The organism is uncultured Aquabacterium sp. (assembly GCF_947366995.1).
Taxonomy (GTDB): Bacteria; Pseudomonadota; Gammaproteobacteria; order Burkholderiales; family Burkholderiaceae_C; genus Aquabacterium.
On record NZ_CANBCC010000009.1, the window covers coordinates 1 to 15,236 of the forward strand.

The following is a 15,236-nucleotide window of genomic DNA, read 5'->3' on the forward strand; positions in this document are numbered from 1 at the left end:
GACGCCTGATGCGCGGCCTTCCCTCATCCCACCGGAACCCTCGTTCATGCCCTTGACCGTCTTCCGCCCCGCCGCAGTGGCGCTCGCGCTCGCCGCGGGCTTGGCGGCGCCGCTGCCGTCGTTTGCCCAGCAGCCCGTCGACCTGCCGGCCGCGCAGTTCAACACGCTGCGGCAGAAGCTCGCGCAGCGCCTGCCGGATCTGCCGCCCATCGAGGGCGCGCGCCCCGCGCCGGTGCCCGGCCTCATCGAGCTGCGCGGTGGCGGTCACGTGTTCTACACCGACGCCAATGGCGAGTACCTGATAGACGGCAACGTGCTGGAAACGCGCAGCCGCCGCAACCTCACCGAAGAGCGACTTGACGAGATCAACAAGGTCGATGTCGACCAGTTGCCGCTGAAGGATGCGGTGGTCTGGAAGAGCGGCAACGGCAAGCGCCGCCTGATCGTGTTCACCGATCCGAACTGCGGCTATTGCAAGCGCCTCGAGCGCGAACTGCAGCAGGTGAAGGACGTCACCGTCTACAACTTCGTCGTGGCCATCCTGGGCGACGACTCCCGCCAGAAGGCCGAGGCCATCTGGTGTGCCAAGGACCGCACGCAGACCTGGCGCGACTGGATGCTCAACGGCGTCACGCCACCGCGCGCGCTCGGGGCCTGTAACTCGCCCATTCAGCGCAACGGGGCCCTGGCGCAGCGCCTGCGCGTCAACGGCACGCCGGCCATCTTCTTCGACGATGGCAGCCGTGTGCCCGGTGCCGCCAGTGCGGCCACGATCGAGCAGCGCATGCTCAAGGCACAGGCACGAGGCGGTTGAGCCTCAAGGCGCGGGCACCGAGCCTGCGCCATTCACGGCCGCAGGGCGGCCCATCTGCGGCGCGCCATTCATGCGCAGTTCCATGAAGTTGGCGTCGCCCTGGCGCAGCATCATCCGCACGGGCAGGTACTGCAGGCCGGGCGCAAACCACAGCTCCAGGCTGAGGTTGTTGTTGTCTTCCACCAGGCGGCGCGGGCGTACGTGCACGGTGGGCACGGCGCCAATCGGCGTGTCCAGCACCTCTTCGCCCAGCACGTCATAGGCGATCACTTCGATTTTGCGTGCCGAGGCAATCGGCAACTCGATGCGTTGGCCGGCCTGCACCAGCGACGGCCGGGTGATGAACTGGTACGCCAGGTGAATCATCTGGCTGAGCGGATCCTGCAGAGCCGGAGGGCGGGGCACGCGGCTGCCATCCGGCAACTGAACCTCGTCGCCGTCGATCTGGACCACCTTCGGCTTGCCGCTGCGGATCAGCAGGCGGTTCACGTTCTCGTACCGTTCAGGCTGCAGTCCTTGTGGCGCGATGCGCCCCTGGCTGCTCAGGTTCCATGAGCCGATGGGCGCGAAGCTGGGGCCCACGATGGCATCCAGGTGCACCTGATAGCGCTCGCCCTGGCGCACCCATTCCACGGCCGCCTGGCCCTGGATGGGGCCACGGTAGTTGCCTGTCATCTTGAAGCGCACCCGGGCCGCCGTGGGCCAGACAAAGCCTGGCGCGCTGGCGGCCTGAGACGGTGTCGAGGCCGCGACTGCGACCGAGGTCGGTGCGCTGGCTGCCGCCACAGACGCGGGGGTGCTCGCTGCCGAGACTGCGACTTGTGGTGCCACGGCCTCTGCTGCGAGCGCAGCCTCCGACACCGCTTCAGAGGCCGCCTCTGCCTGGGCCACCGCCGAAGCGGCATCCAGCGGCGCGCTGGCAGCCTCGGCCGGTGCCGGCGCCACCTTGGGCTTCGTGCGTGGCTTCGGCGCGCGGCGTGGCGCAGGAGGCGGCGCCGGGGGCGCTGCAGCCACCGGCGGGGCCGTCAGGCGCATTTCGCTCACGTAAACGGCCTCCATGCGCTGAATGCGCCGCGCTTCCTCGCCCGGCTCCACATACAGGCGCTCGGCCACCTCGCCCGTCAGCCACAGATGGCCGAGCGTCACCGCCACCACGAGCGCGATCAACCAGGGGGCGTGTCGACGCAGCCGGCGCGGTGCGTTCTGTGGGCGCTCCGCCGGGCGGGCGGCTGCATTCGTCATCAGCGTGTCAGCCAGGCCCGTCTGCGTTGCAGCGCTTCAGGTTGCGGTTTGTCTGCGGGCATCAGCGTCACCACGTCGGCTGCGGCGGGTGACGGGGCCCGGCCCTGCAGGGCGGGCAGGCTCACCGTCAGCACCCGGCCGTCCCGCGCCAGCAACAGGGGCTGGGCATGGCTCGCGTCATGCCAGGTGGTGAGGTCGTCCGCCTTGCGCAGGCGCCAGCCGGCCAGGGCGAGGAGCTCGTCGCCAGCGCTCAGGCCGGCTTCCTCGCCTGCACCGCCGTGCATCACGGCTTGCACCTTCAGCGCGCCGCCCGATTCGCTGAGCTTCACCCCCAACTGCTGCGCCATGCTGCCCGCCTTCGTCGACCAGGCCACACCGTGTTCCGACAGGAGTTGGGGCAGTGGCAGGTCGCCGGTGCCTTCTGTCCAGGCGTGCAGCAGGGTCTGCCAGCCGGCCAGCGCATCCGCGGTCTTCGCACCTTGCGGGGGAGCGCCGGCTTCGTCGGCCAGCGCCTGAGCCACATCGGCCTCTGTGATCGCCCGCCCGAGTGCCCACAGCCGGCGCATCACGCCATCCAGCGATGGGAACTGGGCATCGTCGCGTTCCGGCAGCGCACGCAGGCTCAGATCCAGGGCCAGCGCCACCAGCGAGCCCTTGGTGTAGTAGTTCACCGTCGCGTTGGCGGTGTTTTCATCCTGGCGGTAATAGCGCGTCCAGGCGTCGAAGCTGGCCTGCCCGACGCTGTACTGCAGCCGTCCCGGGGCGGCCAGCACGAGGTTCACCGTGCGCGCCAGCAGCTTCAGGTAGGTTGCCGCGTCGATCAGCCCGGTGCGCAGCAGGAACTGGTCGTCGTAATACGAGGTGAACCCTTCGAAGAACCACAGCATGCGGGTGGGGTTCTCGCGGCTGAGCTCGTAAGGATCGAAGGCCACGGGCTTCAGGCGCTTCACGTTCCAGGTGTGGAAGTACTCGTGGCTGATGAGGCCCAGCAAGGTCGTGTAGGCGTCCTGGTTCAGCGGGCGACCCTGGCGCGGCAGGTCCTTGCGGCTGCAGATCAGGGCCGTGCTGGCCCGGTGCTCCAGGCCGCCATAGCCATCTTCCACGGCGTTCAGCATGAACACGTAATGCTGGAATGGCGCCTTGCGCCGCCCGTGCCAGAACGCGATCTGTGCCTCGCACACCTTGCGGGTGTCGTCCAGCAGGCGCTGGCCGTCGAGGTCGGCCGGTGCGCCGGCCACCACGAAGTCGTGCTGCACACCGCGCACGGTGAACGTGCCCTTCCAGAAGGTGCCCAACTCGACGGGGTGGTCGATCAGCTCGTCGTAGTCGGCCGCAACGTAATCGCCCACGCCCAGGGCGTTGACCTTGACCGAGGGCAGAGACGTCGCAACCGACCACCCACGCGGCAGCCCGGTGATCTTCACCCGGTGCGGCTGGGCCTCCAAGCCGTGGGCCTTCAGGAACACGCTCGTGCCGTTGAAGAAGCCGCGCGAGGCGTCCAGGAACGCCGCCCGCACCGAGGTGTCGAAGGCATAGACCTCGTAACGCAGCGTCAGCGCCCCTCGGCCCGCACAGCGCACCATCCAGCTGGCCTTGTCCAGGCAGCTCACATCGCAAGGCTGCCCACCCTGGGTTGCGGCAATCGGTGACAGATGCCGGGCGAACTCCCGCACAAGGTAGCTGCCCGGAATCCACACCGGCAGGCTGAACACCTGCTCGGCAGCAGGTTGCGCCACCTTCAGCGTCACGACGAAACGGTGGGCGTGGGCATCGCCCACCTCGATGCGGTAGTCGATCATGCAGACCTCAGATCTGGGCAGCGGCCAGGAAGCAACTCAGGCTGGCGAACACGGTGAGGCGGAAGCGCAGGGTCAGCCAACCCGCCGCGCCGAGCTCCGGGTAACGCTTGCGGTCGATCAGGTAGCAGCCGATCAGCAGCCCGCCCAGCACCACCAGACCGGCATGCGGGGGCATCAGCAGGGCGACCCAGGCCGCAAGCGAGAACGCGATGCCGGCCCACAGCGCCCGATGGTGGCTGGGCAGCTCGGCCTCGCCTGCCGCGTTGCGCAGCATCACCAGCCCCCAGGGGATCCCGCCCAGAAAGGACACGATCAGCGCGGCGTAGCTGGTGAGCGCCCGCACGACAAAAATGAAGGGCTCTTCTTCCACGCGCCCCACAAGCAGCCAGACGAACAGGGCGCCGGCCACGAACGGGATCAACCCGGCGTAGCCCAGCTTGTTGGCCAGTTCGCCGGGTTCGCTGTGATGGTGGGGGTCGGTGGGCAGTGTGAGGGTAGGGGGGGTCGTGCTCACGATGTCACGCTTTCTGATTGGGTTCAACGCCGGAAAATCGGTCTTCGCATTGTGTCAAGAAGCCCGTATCCCTGTGCGACGCAGGCGGGCTTCGTGGCTCAGGCCGCGAGCCAGCTGAACACGGCCGGCACCTTGTCGGGCAGGGCCAGCGGCTGCTCACGCCAGCGCGCCACGGTGGCCATGCGGGCAAAGCCACCGGGCAGCGTCAGGCCACAGGCCACGCTCAGTTGTGTCGTCGGTTGCAGGTGCTGCACCAGGGCTTCCCACAGCGCCATATTGCGATAGGGGGTCTCGATGGCGATCTGCGTCTGGTGGGCGCGGCGAGACTGCGTCTCCAGGTCCTTGATCCGCTGCGCGCGCTGTGCCGTTTCGGTCGGCAGGTAGCCCGCAAACGCAAAGCTCTGGCCGTGCAGGCCGCTGGCGGCCAGGGCCAGCAGCAGCGACGTCGGCCCCGAGAACGGCACCACCTCGATGCCGGCCTGGTGTGCCGCCTTGACCAGTGCCGAACCCGGGTCCGCCACACCCGGCAGGCCCGCTTCGGAGATCAGCCCGATGTCATGCCCCTCCAGTGCCGGTAGCAACAGATTGAGCAGCACTTCGCCCGCATCGGCTTGCCCCCCCTTGGCGCCGCCCTTGGCCGGGCGCGGCAGCACCTCGATGCGTTGCTCCTGCATGGGCGTCTGCAGCGGCACCACCTCCGAAACGCGCTTCAGGAAGGCGCGTGTCGTCTTGGCGTTCTCCGCCACCCAGTGGCTCAGCGAGGCCGCCGTCTCGATCACGCCATACGGAATCACCATGCGGATGTCCGGCAGCGGGCCGTCCTCCTCGGCGTGACCCAGATCGAGGGTGTTGGGGATCAGCAGCAGGCGGCCGGTGCGGCGTGAAGAGGCTTGGCTCATGTGGGTCTCAGGAAAGAAAGGCAAGAAGGTGAACGGTCAGCCGGTCAAGCGTTCGCGAGCGGGTCCAGTCCTGCTTCGCGCAGCAGCTGGCACAGGGCAATCAGCGGCAGGCCGATCAGGGTGGTGGGGTCGTTGGAGGCCACGCGTGACAGCAGCGTGATGCCGAGCGCCTCTACCTTGGCACTGCCGGCGCAGTCGTACGGCTGCTCGCGTTGCAGGTACGCCTCGATCTCGGCGTCGCTCAGGTCACGGAAGTCCACCGACACGGTTTCGACCACTGTCCGCTCGTAGTCGGTACGAGGGCGGCACACCGTCAACGCGGTGTGAAAGTGCACCGTCTGCCCGCGCATCGCGCGCAACTGGGCGGTCGCGCCAGTGTGGTCGCCCGGCTTGCCGAGCGCGTGCCCGCGCAGGTCGGCGACCTGGTCGGAGCCGATGACGACAACGTCGCTGTCCGGCAGTGCTGCAGCCACCGCGCGCGCCTTCGCGAGCGCCAGCCGTTCGGCAAGGGCACTGGGTGCTTCGCCGGCCCGGGCCGTCTCGTCCACGCCAGGCGAGCGCACCTCGAAAGGCATACCCAGCCGGTGCAGCAGTTCACGGCGGTAGGCCGAGGTCGAGCCGAGCACGAGCCGCGGTGGCACCGCAGGAGACACGGGGGGGAGGTTCATCCCGCCATTGTCCCCGGTATACGGCTGCCTGCTGCAGCGCTTGTCCTACACTTCCGCCATGAAAGCACGCACCTGGGCGCCCCGCAAGCTGGACATCGGGGCCTTCATTGAATCGGGCGAAAGCCTGTCTGGCGAGACCGCCGTGGCCGATCTGGCCCGCCTTGCCGAAGGCTTGGCACAAGATGCCGATCTGGCCGCGCTGCCGCCGGTGCGATGGCAGGCTGTGGGTCGCACGGTCCCGCAGCGCGTGGGCGCCCCCCAGCGCTGGCTCGATCTGCGGGCCGAAGGTGAGTTCGCCTGGGAGTGCCAGCGCTGCCTGCATGCGGTGACGCTGCCAGTTGCCATCGAGCGCTCCATCCGTTTCGTGGCCGACGAGGCCGCAGCGGCCGAGCTCGATGCCGATTCGGATGACGATGTCCTGGCCATGGCGCGCCAGTTCGATCTCGTCGAGCTGGTCGAGGACGAGTTGATCATGGCCTCGCCCATCGTCCCCCGCCATGATCGCTGCCCGACCGACGTCGAGCGCCATATGCGTAGCGAGGACGAAGCTCCCGACGCGGAGGAATCCGCCGAGTCGGGCGAGCGCAAGAATCCCTTTGCGGTCCTGGCGCAATTGAAAAAGGGCGGCAGCTGATTTGAATGCGGCAATGAAGCCGTGCTAGAATCTATGGTTTTCCGGGTTGCCCGCCTTGCATTCATGGCGAATTCAGGCAGCGGCCCGGTTGTCTTCAACACTTGCGGACTGCAAGGCGGCTGACGGCAGTGGCAGGCAGGTCTGTGGCAACACAGGGTGCGGCTGGCTGATTCGTCGGCAACGGGTGTGGTCTGACAATTGCGGGCGTTTGTCCGCCCTCATCGGAGTCCATCATGGCCGTTCAGCAAAACAAGAAGTCGCCCTCCAAGCGTGGCATGCACCGTTCGCACAATGCCCTGGTCACCCCGGGCACCGCGGTTGAGGCCACCACCGGCGAAACTCACCTGCGTCACCACATCAGCCCCACCGGCTTCTACCGTGGTCGCAAGGTCCTCAAGACCAAGGCCGACGCCTGATCTGCCTGAGCCCGGCCCCCGGGTTCGGTGCTGCACAGGGCTGGACAACCGATCTGTCGGTTCGCCAGCCCTTGTTTTTTGGCACCACCTGCCTTGCCTGACGTGAAGTCTGCGCCGCGCTCTGACCGCCGCAGTTCTTCCGAACGCCGATCCAGCCCATGACCGTCACTCCGTCCTCCGCCTTGTCATCGCACTCGTCCGCCGGCCGCACCGCTTCTGGCGTGCTGTCGCCCGTTCGCATTGCCGTTGACTGCATGGGCGGTGACCACGGCCCGTCGATCACGTTGCCGGCTTGCCAGGCCTTTTTGGCTCGCCACCCTGACGCCGAGTTGGTGCTGGTCGGTCTGCCCGAGGCCATCCAGCCGGCGGCCAACTGGCCCCGCGTGACGCTGGTCAACGCCTCCGAGGTCGTCACCATGGACGACCCCGTCGAGGTCGCGCTGCGCCGCAAGAAAGACTCGTCCATGCGCGTGGCGATCTCGCAGGTCAAGGCCACGACCGAGCAGCCTGCCGCGGCGCATGCCTGTGTCTCGGCTGGCAACACCGGTGCCCTCATGGCGGTGGCACGCTACCTGCTGAAAACCGTCGAGGGCATCGACCGCCCGGCCATTGCCACGGTGATGCCCAACCAGAAGGATGGCTTCACCACCGTGCTCGACCTCGGGGCGAACGTCGATTGCTCCGCCGAACACCTGCTGCAGTTCGCGGTGATGGGCAGCGCCCTGGTGGCTGCGGTCGACGGCAAGGACAACCCCACCGTGGGCCTGCTGAACATCGGCGAAGAAGTCATCAAGGGCAACGAAGTCATCAAGCAGGCCGGCGAGCTGCTGCGCGCCGCGCACGAGCGCCGTCTGCTGAACTTCCACGGCAACGTGGAGGGCAACGACATCTTCAAGGGTACGTCCGACATCGTCGTCTGCGATGGTTTTGTCGGCAATGTGGCCCTGAAGACCTCTGAAGGCCTTGCGATGATGATGGCCACCTTCATCAAGCAGGAATTCACCCGAAACATCTTCACCAAGCTGGCCGCCCTGGTGGCCATGCCAGTGTTGAACCAGTTCAAGAAGCGCGTCGACCACCGTCGTTACAACGGCGCCGCGCTGCTTGGTCTGCGTGGCCTGGTCTTCAAGAGCCATGGCTCCGCAGATGCCTTCGCGTTCGAGCACGCCTTGAATCGCGCGTATGATGCCGCCCGTCATCGCTTGTTGGATCGGGTACACGACCAGATCGCGGCCACGCTGGACAGCCTCCCATCAGGAGACCAGGACAGCGCGGCGGGTGTGGGGCAGGCGGCCTGATCCATTTCTCAATGTCATCCAGCCAGACGAAACAGACACCTTCTTCGTTTCCGGCAGCCACTGCGGGGTCCCGCTTTTCTCGCATAGCGGGTACTGGCAGTTACCTCCCACCGAAACGCCTCACCAACCAGGATCTCGTCGACCAGCTCGCACAGCGCGGCGTCGAGACATCAGACGAGTGGATCGTCGAGCGCACCGGCATCCGGGCTCGCCACTTCGCTGAAGCCGATGTGCCATCCAGTGCACTCGGCACCCAGGCCGCACTTCAGGCCATCGAGGCCGCCGGCATCACCGCCGCCGACATCGACCTCATCATCTGCGCCACGTCCACTCCGGACCTGGTTTTTCCCTCCACCGCCTGCCACATCCAGCGCAACCTCGGCATCGCCGGCTGCGCTGCGTTCGACGTCCAGGCTGTCTGCTCCGGCTTCCTCTACGCCCTGACCGTCGCCGACGCCATGATCCGATCCGGGTCGGCCCGTCGCGCGCTCGTCATCGGTGCCGAGGTCTTCTCCCGTCTGCTCGACTTCAACGACCGCACCACCTGCGTGCTGTTCGGCGATGGGGCAGGGGCTGTGGTGCTTGAGGCCTCCGACACCCCGGGCATCGTCTCGACCTGTCTGCATGCCGACGGTCAGCACATCGGCATCCTCAATGTGCCAGGCAACGTCAGCGGTGGCGAAATCCTGGGCGATGCCACCCTTAAAATGGACGGACAGGCCGTGTTCAAGCTCGCGGTCAATGTGCTGGACAAGGCTGCCCACGAGGTCCTTGACAAGGCCGGTCGCGACGCGTCGTGCGTTGACTGGCTCATTCCTCACCAGGCGAACCTGCGCATCATGCAGGGCACCGCCAGGAAGCTGAAGCTGTCCAGCGACAAGGTGATCGTCACGGTCGATCAGCATGGCAACACGTCCGCTGCGTCGGTGCCGCTGGCGCTCGACCATGGCGTGCGCACCGGCCAGATCCAGCGTGGCCAGACCTTGCTGCTCGAGGGCGTGGGTGGCGGCTTCACCTGGGGCGCGGCGCTCATCGATTTCTGAGCGTTGGCCGCCCAAGCAGTAACAAGAACGAGGACATCCATGACCGCATTTGCATTCGTGTTTCCGGGCCAGGGCTCGCAAGCCGTGGGCATGCTCAACGCCTGGGGCGATCACGCCGCCGTGCGTGAGACGCTGGCCGAGGCCTCCGAGGCCCTCGGCGAAGACATCGGCAAGCTGATTGCCGAAGGCCCGAAGGAAGCTCTGGACCTGACCACCAACACGCAACCCGTGATGCTGACTGCAGGCGTTGCCTGCTGGCGCGCCTGGCTCGCCGAGACCGGTCTGACTCCGGCTGCGGTCGCCGGCCACTCGCTCGGCGAGTACACCGCGCTGGTGGCAGCTGGTGCCCTCAGCCTGAAGGACGCGCTGCCGCTGGTGCGCTTCCGGGCCCAGGCGATGCAGGAAGCCGTGCCCGTCGGCACCGGCGGCATGGCCGCCATCCTGGGCCTGGATGCGGAAGCCGTGAAGGCCGGCTGCGCCCAGGCTGCGGCCGAGGTGGGCGAGGCCGTCGAGGCCGTGAACTTCAACGATCCCAAGCAGATCGTCATCGCCGGTACCAAGGCGGGTGTCGAGAAGGCCTGTGAAGTGTTGAAGGCCGCGGGCGCCAAGCGCGCGCTCCCGCTGCCCGTGTCTGCACCGTTCCACTCCAGCCTGATGAAGCCGGCGGCCGAGCGCCTGAAGGAGAAGCTGGCAGCCACCGCCTTTGCCGCAGCCGGCGTGCCGGTGATCAACAACATCGATGTGGCCGTGGCCACTGAAGCCGACGCCCTGCGCGACGCGCTGTACCGCCAGGCCTTCGGTCCGGTGCGCTGGGTCGAGACCGTCCAGGCTCTCAAGGCGCGCGGTCTGACGCACGTGATCGAGTGCGGCCCCGGCAAGGTGCTGGCTGGCATGGTCAAGCGTATCGACGCCGAACTGATCACCACCACCATCTTCGACCCGGCCTCGCTGGCCGAGGCCAACGCCCTACTGAGCAACGCAGCATGAGCAACGAGTACACAGGACAGATCGCGCTGGTGACCGGCGCCAGCCGCGGCATCGGCCGCGCCATTGCCGTGGCCCTCGCCCAGCGCGGGGTGAAGGTCTATGGCACCGCCACCACCGAATCCGGTGCACAGGCCATCACCGAGGGCCTGTCTGCGTTCGCAGGTTGCAAGGGCCTGGTGCTGAACGTGACCGACGCAGCCGCCGTCGACGCCACCCTGGACACCATCGTCAAGGAGCACGGCGCCCTGCATGTGCTGGTCAACAACGCCGGCATCACCCGCGACACGCTCGCGATGCGCATGAAGGACGAAGACTGGGACGCGGTGATCGACACCAACCTCAAGGCCGTCTTCCGCATGAGCCGTGCCGTGATGCGCCCCATGATGAAGCAGCGTTACGGCCGCATCGTGAACATCACTTCGGTGGTGGGCGCGAGCGGCAATCCGGGGCAGGCAAACTACGCAGCCGCCAAGGCCGGTGTGGCCGGCATGACCCGTGCGCTGGCCCGCGAGCTGGGCAGCCGCGGCATCACGGTCAACTGCGTGGCCCCGGGTTTCATCGACACCGACATGACCAAGTCCTTGTCGGAAGAGCAGCACACCGCCTTGAAGGCACAGATTCCGCTCGGTCGCCTCGGGCAGCCGGAAGACATCGCCGAAGCAGTGGCTTTCCTGGCTTCCCCCCAGGCTGGCTACATTACCGGCACCGAACTGCACGTCAATGGCGGCATGTTCATGAATTGAATTTGAGATGTTTCTGGGGAATCTCAATTTCGTTTCCAAAGCGGCTTCAGCGATTTGACACGCTGAGCAGCTAAAATCCCTGGTTTGTTTGCACCATCTCCTGGAGGAGTCATGAGCGATATCGAAGCACGCGTCAAGAAGATCATTGCCGAACAACTCGGTGTGGCCGAGTCTGAAGTCACCAACGAAAAGGCCTTCGTGGCCGACCTGGGCGCAGACTCCCTGGACACCGTCGAGCTGGTGATGGCCCTCGAAGACGAGTTCGGCATCGAGATCCCCGACGAAGAAGCCGAGAAGATCACCACCGTTCAGCTGGCGATCGACTACGCAAAGGCCCACGCCAAGGCCTGACCTTCGCGTGTCCGTGACAAGGCTTCCGCCACGAGGCGGGGCCTTGTTCACAACCGAATACTTAGCACACAGTCAAGCATGACCCGTCGTCGCGTCGTTGTCACAGGCCTGGGCCTGATCACGCCTGTCGGTAACACCGTGCAGGATGCATGGACCAATCTGATCGCCGGCCAATCCGGTATCGACACCGTCACCAAATTTGACGCTTCGGCGCTCGCCTGCACGTTTGCTGGCGAGGTCAAGGGCTTCTCCATCGAGGATTACATTCCCGCGAAGGAAGCCCGTCATATGGACACATTCATCCATTACGGACTGGCTGCCTCGATGCAGGCCGTCCGTGATGCGGGCCTTCCCACGGGCGAGGCCCTGACGCCCGAACAGGCCGAGCGCATCGGTGTGCTCGTGGGTTCCGGCATCGGCGGTCTGCCGATGATCGAAGCCACCCACAAGGACTACACCGACCGCGGCCCGCGTCGCATTTCGCCGTTCTTCGTGCCCGCCTCGATCATCAACATGATCTCGGGCCACGTGTCGATCCAGTACGGCTTCAAGGGCCCGAACCTGGCCGTCGTCACCGCCTGCACCACCGGCCTGCACGCCATCGGCCAGGCCGCCCGCATGATCGAGTACGGCGATGCCGACGTCATGGTGGCCGGCGGCGCCGAATCCACCGTGTCACCGCTGGGCATCGGCGGCTTCGCCTCGGCCCGTGCGCTCTCTACCCGCAACGACGATCCCAAGACGGCCTCGCGCCCCTGGGACAAGGACCGCGACGGCTTCGTGCTGGGCGAGGGTGCCGGCGTCATGGTGCTGGAAGAGTACGAGCACGCCAAGGCCCGTGGCGCCAAAATTTACGCTGAACTGGCGGGCTTCGGCATGAGCGCCGATGCCTACCACATGACCGCGCCCGACGTGGACGGCCCCAAGCGCTCGATGCTGAATGCGCTGCGCAACGCCGGCCTGAACGCCGACGACGTGCAGTACCTGAACGCGCACGGCACCTCGACGCCGCTGGGCGACGTCAACGAGACGAACGCCATCAAGCTGGCCTTTGGCGATCACGCCAAGAAGCTGGTGGTCAACTCGACCAAGTCCATGACCGGCCACCTGCTGGGCGGCGCGGGCGGCATCGAGTCGGTGTTCACCGTGCTGGCCATCCACAACCAGATCTCGCCGCCCACGATCAACATCTTCAACCAGGATCCCGAGTGCGACCTGGACTACTGCGCCAACACCGCACGTGAGATGAAGATCGACGCCGCGCTGAAGAACAACTTCGGTTTCGGCGGTACCAACGGCTCTCTGGTCTTCAAGCGCGCGTGATCGCGCCCGGCAGGTCGGGTTGAACAGGCGCGAGCTTGATCATGTCCCGCCTGCCTGCCGAGTTGGCCCAGCCTGCTGAATGGCATCTGCCTGTCGGGCTGTCGGCGGCGCCGGGATGGCGCTGGGCCGCCCGTCTCTGTGTCCTGAGCCTGATTGCGCTGGCCTGTGCCTGGTGGTGGTCGACCCTGGAAGGGTGGCGTCGAGGGCAGGGGCCGCATGGTGTCTGGATGGCACTGACCACCGTTGGGATGCTGGCATGGGCGTGGACTGTGGTCCGCCCTGTGTGGCGAGCCCTTCAAGGCGGCAAGACCGAAACCGTGTTGCTGCAATGGTCCGCCCTTGCATGCGCCAATCCAGCTTCGAGCGACGCGAACTCGTCACCATGGCGGCTGCCCGATTGCGGGGCCGACGCCGAAGTGGAACGGATGCTGGACCTGCAGCAGTGGCTGCTTCTGAAGGTCACGCCGCGGTCCGACCCGGCGGCTCGCCCGATCTGGTGCCTGGTTCCTGACCGACGAGGCCCTGTAGGAGACGTACATCGTCTGAGGGTCCTGATGTCGCTCTCGGCACAAGGCGCGTCCCGACGCACCTCGACACCAATCGGGGAGGGCGAAGCAGAGAGGTTGATGGCATCATCACTGTCGGTGGCCGGGTTGCCGGCCCCTCCGACAGCACGCCAACACATGATTCAAGCCTTCAGGCACCTTCGTGGCGCCGTCTCCGGTCGCGCGACGCCAGGGAAGTCGCACGGTCAGCGCGGGTTCGCGCCCTCGTCGCTCTTTCCACCCACCGAGATCGAGCCGGATCGGAGGGTGCGGTGATGCCGCGTGATGTTCCGCCGCCGGCGGATGTCCCGGCCCTGCAGCCGATTGCGCCCGATGTGGCCGACGTTGTGGGTCGCACCGGTCCCATGACGCCGGACGTTGATGCAGCGCTGGTCGAGCGGGTGCAACGGGGCGACCAGCGTGCGTTCGAGATGCTGGTCGTGAAGTACCAGCGCCGCATCGAGCGCCTGATCGCCCGCATGGTGCGCGACACCGATCTCGTGGAAGACATTGCGCAGGAAACCTTCATCCGCGCCTACCGGGCCTTGCCGAACTTCCGAGGCGAGAGCGCCTTCTACACCTGGCTCTACCGCATCGCAGTCAACACGGCCAAGAAGGCGATCATCGGGTTGCAGCGCGACCCGGTGATGACCGAGTCGGCGTTGGCCTCGCTGGACGAGGAGGATGCTGACGGCTCGCGCGTCGAAAACGAACTGAGCGATGGCGAAACGCCAGAATCGGTGATGGCCAGCCGACAGGTAGCCGAGGCCGTCAACGAGGCGATCGAATCGCTGTCGGAAGACCTTCGCCAGGCCATCGTCCTGCGTGAGATCGAGGGCCTCAGCTACGACGAGATCGCGGAGTTGATGAATTGTCCAATCGGTACCGTGCGGTCACGGATTTTCCGGGCCCGCGAAACCATCGCACAGCGCCTTCGCCCCTTGTTGGACACGAAACAGGGCGAAAGATGGTGAAGTTTTTGTGAAACGCCCGGTGAACTTTTGTGGCGCTCGGTGGTCCATCGGACAAGAGACGCCGCACTGTTGCACTGAGCAGGCCTGATTGCGGCACCTTCGTTCTCACCGCGAAGCCGGAGCCCGTTCCATGACCGACCGCATTTCATCTGACGCCGCCCGATTCGAAGCCTTGTCCGCCCTCGTGGACGGGCAGGCGACCAGCGCAGAAGTCGCCGACGCCTGCTCGCGCTGGGCTCATGACGCCGGGCATCGCGCCCGCTGGGCCGAGTATCAGTTGATCGGCGACGTGATGCGCTCCGAAGAGCTGGGCGCGCAGGCGCGCGGTGACGCGTTCCTCGCACGCTTCCGTGAACGGCTCGCCGCCGAGCCCGTCGTACTGGCCCCAGGGCGCGTGGCGGCGGCCGCACCGGCTGCGGATTCCTTGCCCGGTGTGGTTCAACCCCAGGCCCTGCATCGTCGCCGCTGGGCGGGCCCCATTTCTGTTGCCGCCAGTTTTGTTGCGGTGGTCGCAGCCCTGCTCAACACCGGGGTGGATCTCGGCGATGGCCGTGTCGAGATGGCTTCCAGCGGTCAAGGGGGCGCTTTGTCGCTGAACGCGGGGCAGGGCGCTGGTGCCTGGCCGGTGGCCGGCGCCAGCTTGGAACGTGCACCCAGCTTCTCACGCCCCGATGCCGGCGGTGCGGTCACCACCGTGCATGTTCTGCGCGATCCGCGCGCTGAAGAGCCGGTTTCAGCCCGCAGCGTGGAAGGCGGCGCTGTCACCTTCTCGTCAACCGGCGGTCTGGCGCGACAGGCGGTCTACGCCGCGCCCTGAGGCGGCGGCTGCATCGCCTCACTCACTTGCAGTTCACGAACAGGGTGGCATGATGCCGCCCTGTTTGCATTGCGCCCTTTACGAGCCTTTACCGTCACAGCGAACGTCGCCCGAGAACTGTCAGCGGGTGATCGGTCTCCAACGTTGTGGTTTCATTCCTTGTTCGTTT

At 66.6% G+C, this 15,236-nt stretch carries 16 protein-coding genes; 11 read left to right on the forward strand and 5 right to left on the reverse strand.

Translation table 11 applies throughout. The annotated features are described in order from the left end of the window. Positions 1–46: 46 nt before the first annotated feature. On the forward strand, positions 47–814 hold the full coding sequence (locus Q0Z44_RS04285) for a DsbC family protein (RefSeq protein WP_298010844.1): 768 nt from the start codon (positions 47–49) through the stop codon (positions 812–814). 3 nt (positions 815–817) lie between these two features. Here the strand turns inward: Q0Z44_RS04285 and Q0Z44_RS04290 are convergent, their stop codons facing one another. The 5 genes from Q0Z44_RS04290 to Q0Z44_RS04310 form a co-directional block, all read right to left on the reverse strand. Beyond that, positions 818–2,056 carry a DUF3108 domain-containing protein gene (locus tag Q0Z44_RS04290; protein ID WP_298010846.1) on the reverse strand — a complete coding sequence of 413 codons (1,239 nt, stop codon included), beginning with the start codon at positions 2,054–2,056 and terminating at the stop codon, positions 818–820. Then, positions 2,056–3,855: a peptidase M61 gene (locus tag Q0Z44_RS04295; RefSeq protein WP_298010848.1), complete on the reverse strand. Its 1,800-nt coding sequence runs from the start codon at positions 3,853–3,855 to the stop codon at positions 2,056–2,058. The genes Q0Z44_RS04290 and Q0Z44_RS04295 overlap by 1 nt, the downstream gene beginning before the upstream one ends. A 7-nt stretch (positions 3,856–3,862) precedes the next feature. Further along, on the reverse strand, positions 3,863–4,369 hold the full coding sequence (locus tag Q0Z44_RS04300) for a DUF3429 domain-containing protein (protein WP_245932708.1): 507 nt from the start codon (positions 4,367–4,369) through the stop codon (positions 3,863–3,865). 98 nt (positions 4,370–4,467) lie between these two features. Beyond that, positions 4,468–5,268: an SAM-dependent methyltransferase gene (locus tag Q0Z44_RS04305; RefSeq protein ID WP_298010850.1), complete on the reverse strand. Its 801-nt coding sequence runs from the start codon at positions 5,266–5,268 to the stop codon at positions 4,468–4,470. Positions 5,269–5,312: 44 nt separating this feature from the next. Further along, on the reverse strand, positions 5,313–5,936 hold the full coding sequence (locus Q0Z44_RS04310) for a Maf family nucleotide pyrophosphatase (RefSeq protein ID WP_298010853.1): 624 nt from the start codon (positions 5,934–5,936) through the stop codon (positions 5,313–5,315). A gap of 58 nt (positions 5,937–5,994) precedes the next feature. On the opposite strand from Q0Z44_RS04310, the gene Q0Z44_RS04315 reads away from it, so the two are divergent. From Q0Z44_RS04315 to Q0Z44_RS04360, 10 genes are all read left to right on the forward strand, one after another. Beyond that, positions 5,995–6,570 carry a YceD family protein gene (locus tag Q0Z44_RS04315; RefSeq protein ID WP_298010855.1) on the forward strand — a complete coding sequence of 192 codons (576 nt, stop codon included), beginning with the start codon at positions 5,995–5,997 and terminating at the stop codon, positions 6,568–6,570. Between the two features lie 233 nt (positions 6,571–6,803). After that, complete coding sequence (gene rpmF / locus Q0Z44_RS04320; RefSeq protein ID WP_109036156.1) at positions 6,804–6,986, forward strand: 50S ribosomal protein L32; 183 nt, start codon at positions 6,804–6,806, stop codon at positions 6,984–6,986. Positions 6,987–7,207: 221 nt separating this feature from the next. Beyond that, complete coding sequence (gene plsX, locus Q0Z44_RS04325) at positions 7,208–8,284, forward strand: phosphate acyltransferase PlsX (RefSeq protein ID WP_366517571.1); 1,077 nt, start codon at positions 7,208–7,210, stop codon at positions 8,282–8,284. 11 nt (positions 8,285–8,295) lie between these two features. Continuing rightward, complete coding sequence (locus Q0Z44_RS04330) at positions 8,296–9,327, forward strand: beta-ketoacyl-ACP synthase III (RefSeq protein ID WP_298010860.1); 1,032 nt, start codon at positions 8,296–8,298, stop codon at positions 9,325–9,327. A 39-nt stretch (positions 9,328–9,366) separates the two neighbouring features. Next, complete coding sequence (fabD, locus tag Q0Z44_RS04335) at positions 9,367–10,314, forward strand: ACP S-malonyltransferase (RefSeq protein ID WP_298010862.1); 948 nt, start codon at positions 9,367–9,369, stop codon at positions 10,312–10,314. Then, the gene (fabG, locus tag Q0Z44_RS04340; RefSeq protein ID WP_298010864.1) at positions 10,311–11,057 is read left to right on the forward strand and encodes a 3-oxoacyl-ACP reductase FabG; all 747 of its coding nucleotides are present in this window, start codon (positions 10,311–10,313) and stop codon (positions 11,055–11,057) included. Before fabD ends, fabG begins: the two co-directional genes overlap by 4 nt. 111 nt (positions 11,058–11,168) lie before the next feature. Next, positions 11,169–11,408 (forward strand): acyl carrier protein, encoded by a 240-nt coding sequence (gene acpP / locus Q0Z44_RS04345; RefSeq protein ID WP_109036166.1) that lies wholly within the window; start codon positions 11,169–11,171, stop codon positions 11,406–11,408. A gap of 78 nt (positions 11,409–11,486) precedes the next feature. Then, positions 11,487–12,731 (forward strand): beta-ketoacyl-ACP synthase II, encoded by a 1,245-nt coding sequence (gene fabF / locus Q0Z44_RS04350; RefSeq protein WP_294637336.1) that lies wholly within the window; start codon positions 11,487–11,489, stop codon positions 12,729–12,731. A 910-nt stretch (positions 12,732–13,641) separates the two neighbouring features. Next, positions 13,642–14,250, forward strand: coding sequence for an RNA polymerase sigma factor RpoE (rpoE, locus tag Q0Z44_RS04355; protein ID WP_298010867.1), 609 nt, complete (start codon positions 13,642–13,644; stop codon positions 14,248–14,250). 130 nt (positions 14,251–14,380) lie between these two features. Then, entirely contained in the window at positions 14,381–15,067 is a 687-nt protein-coding gene (locus Q0Z44_RS04360; protein ID WP_298010870.1) for a sigma-E factor negative regulatory protein, read from the forward strand. Positions 15,068–15,236 lie beyond the last annotated feature (169 nt).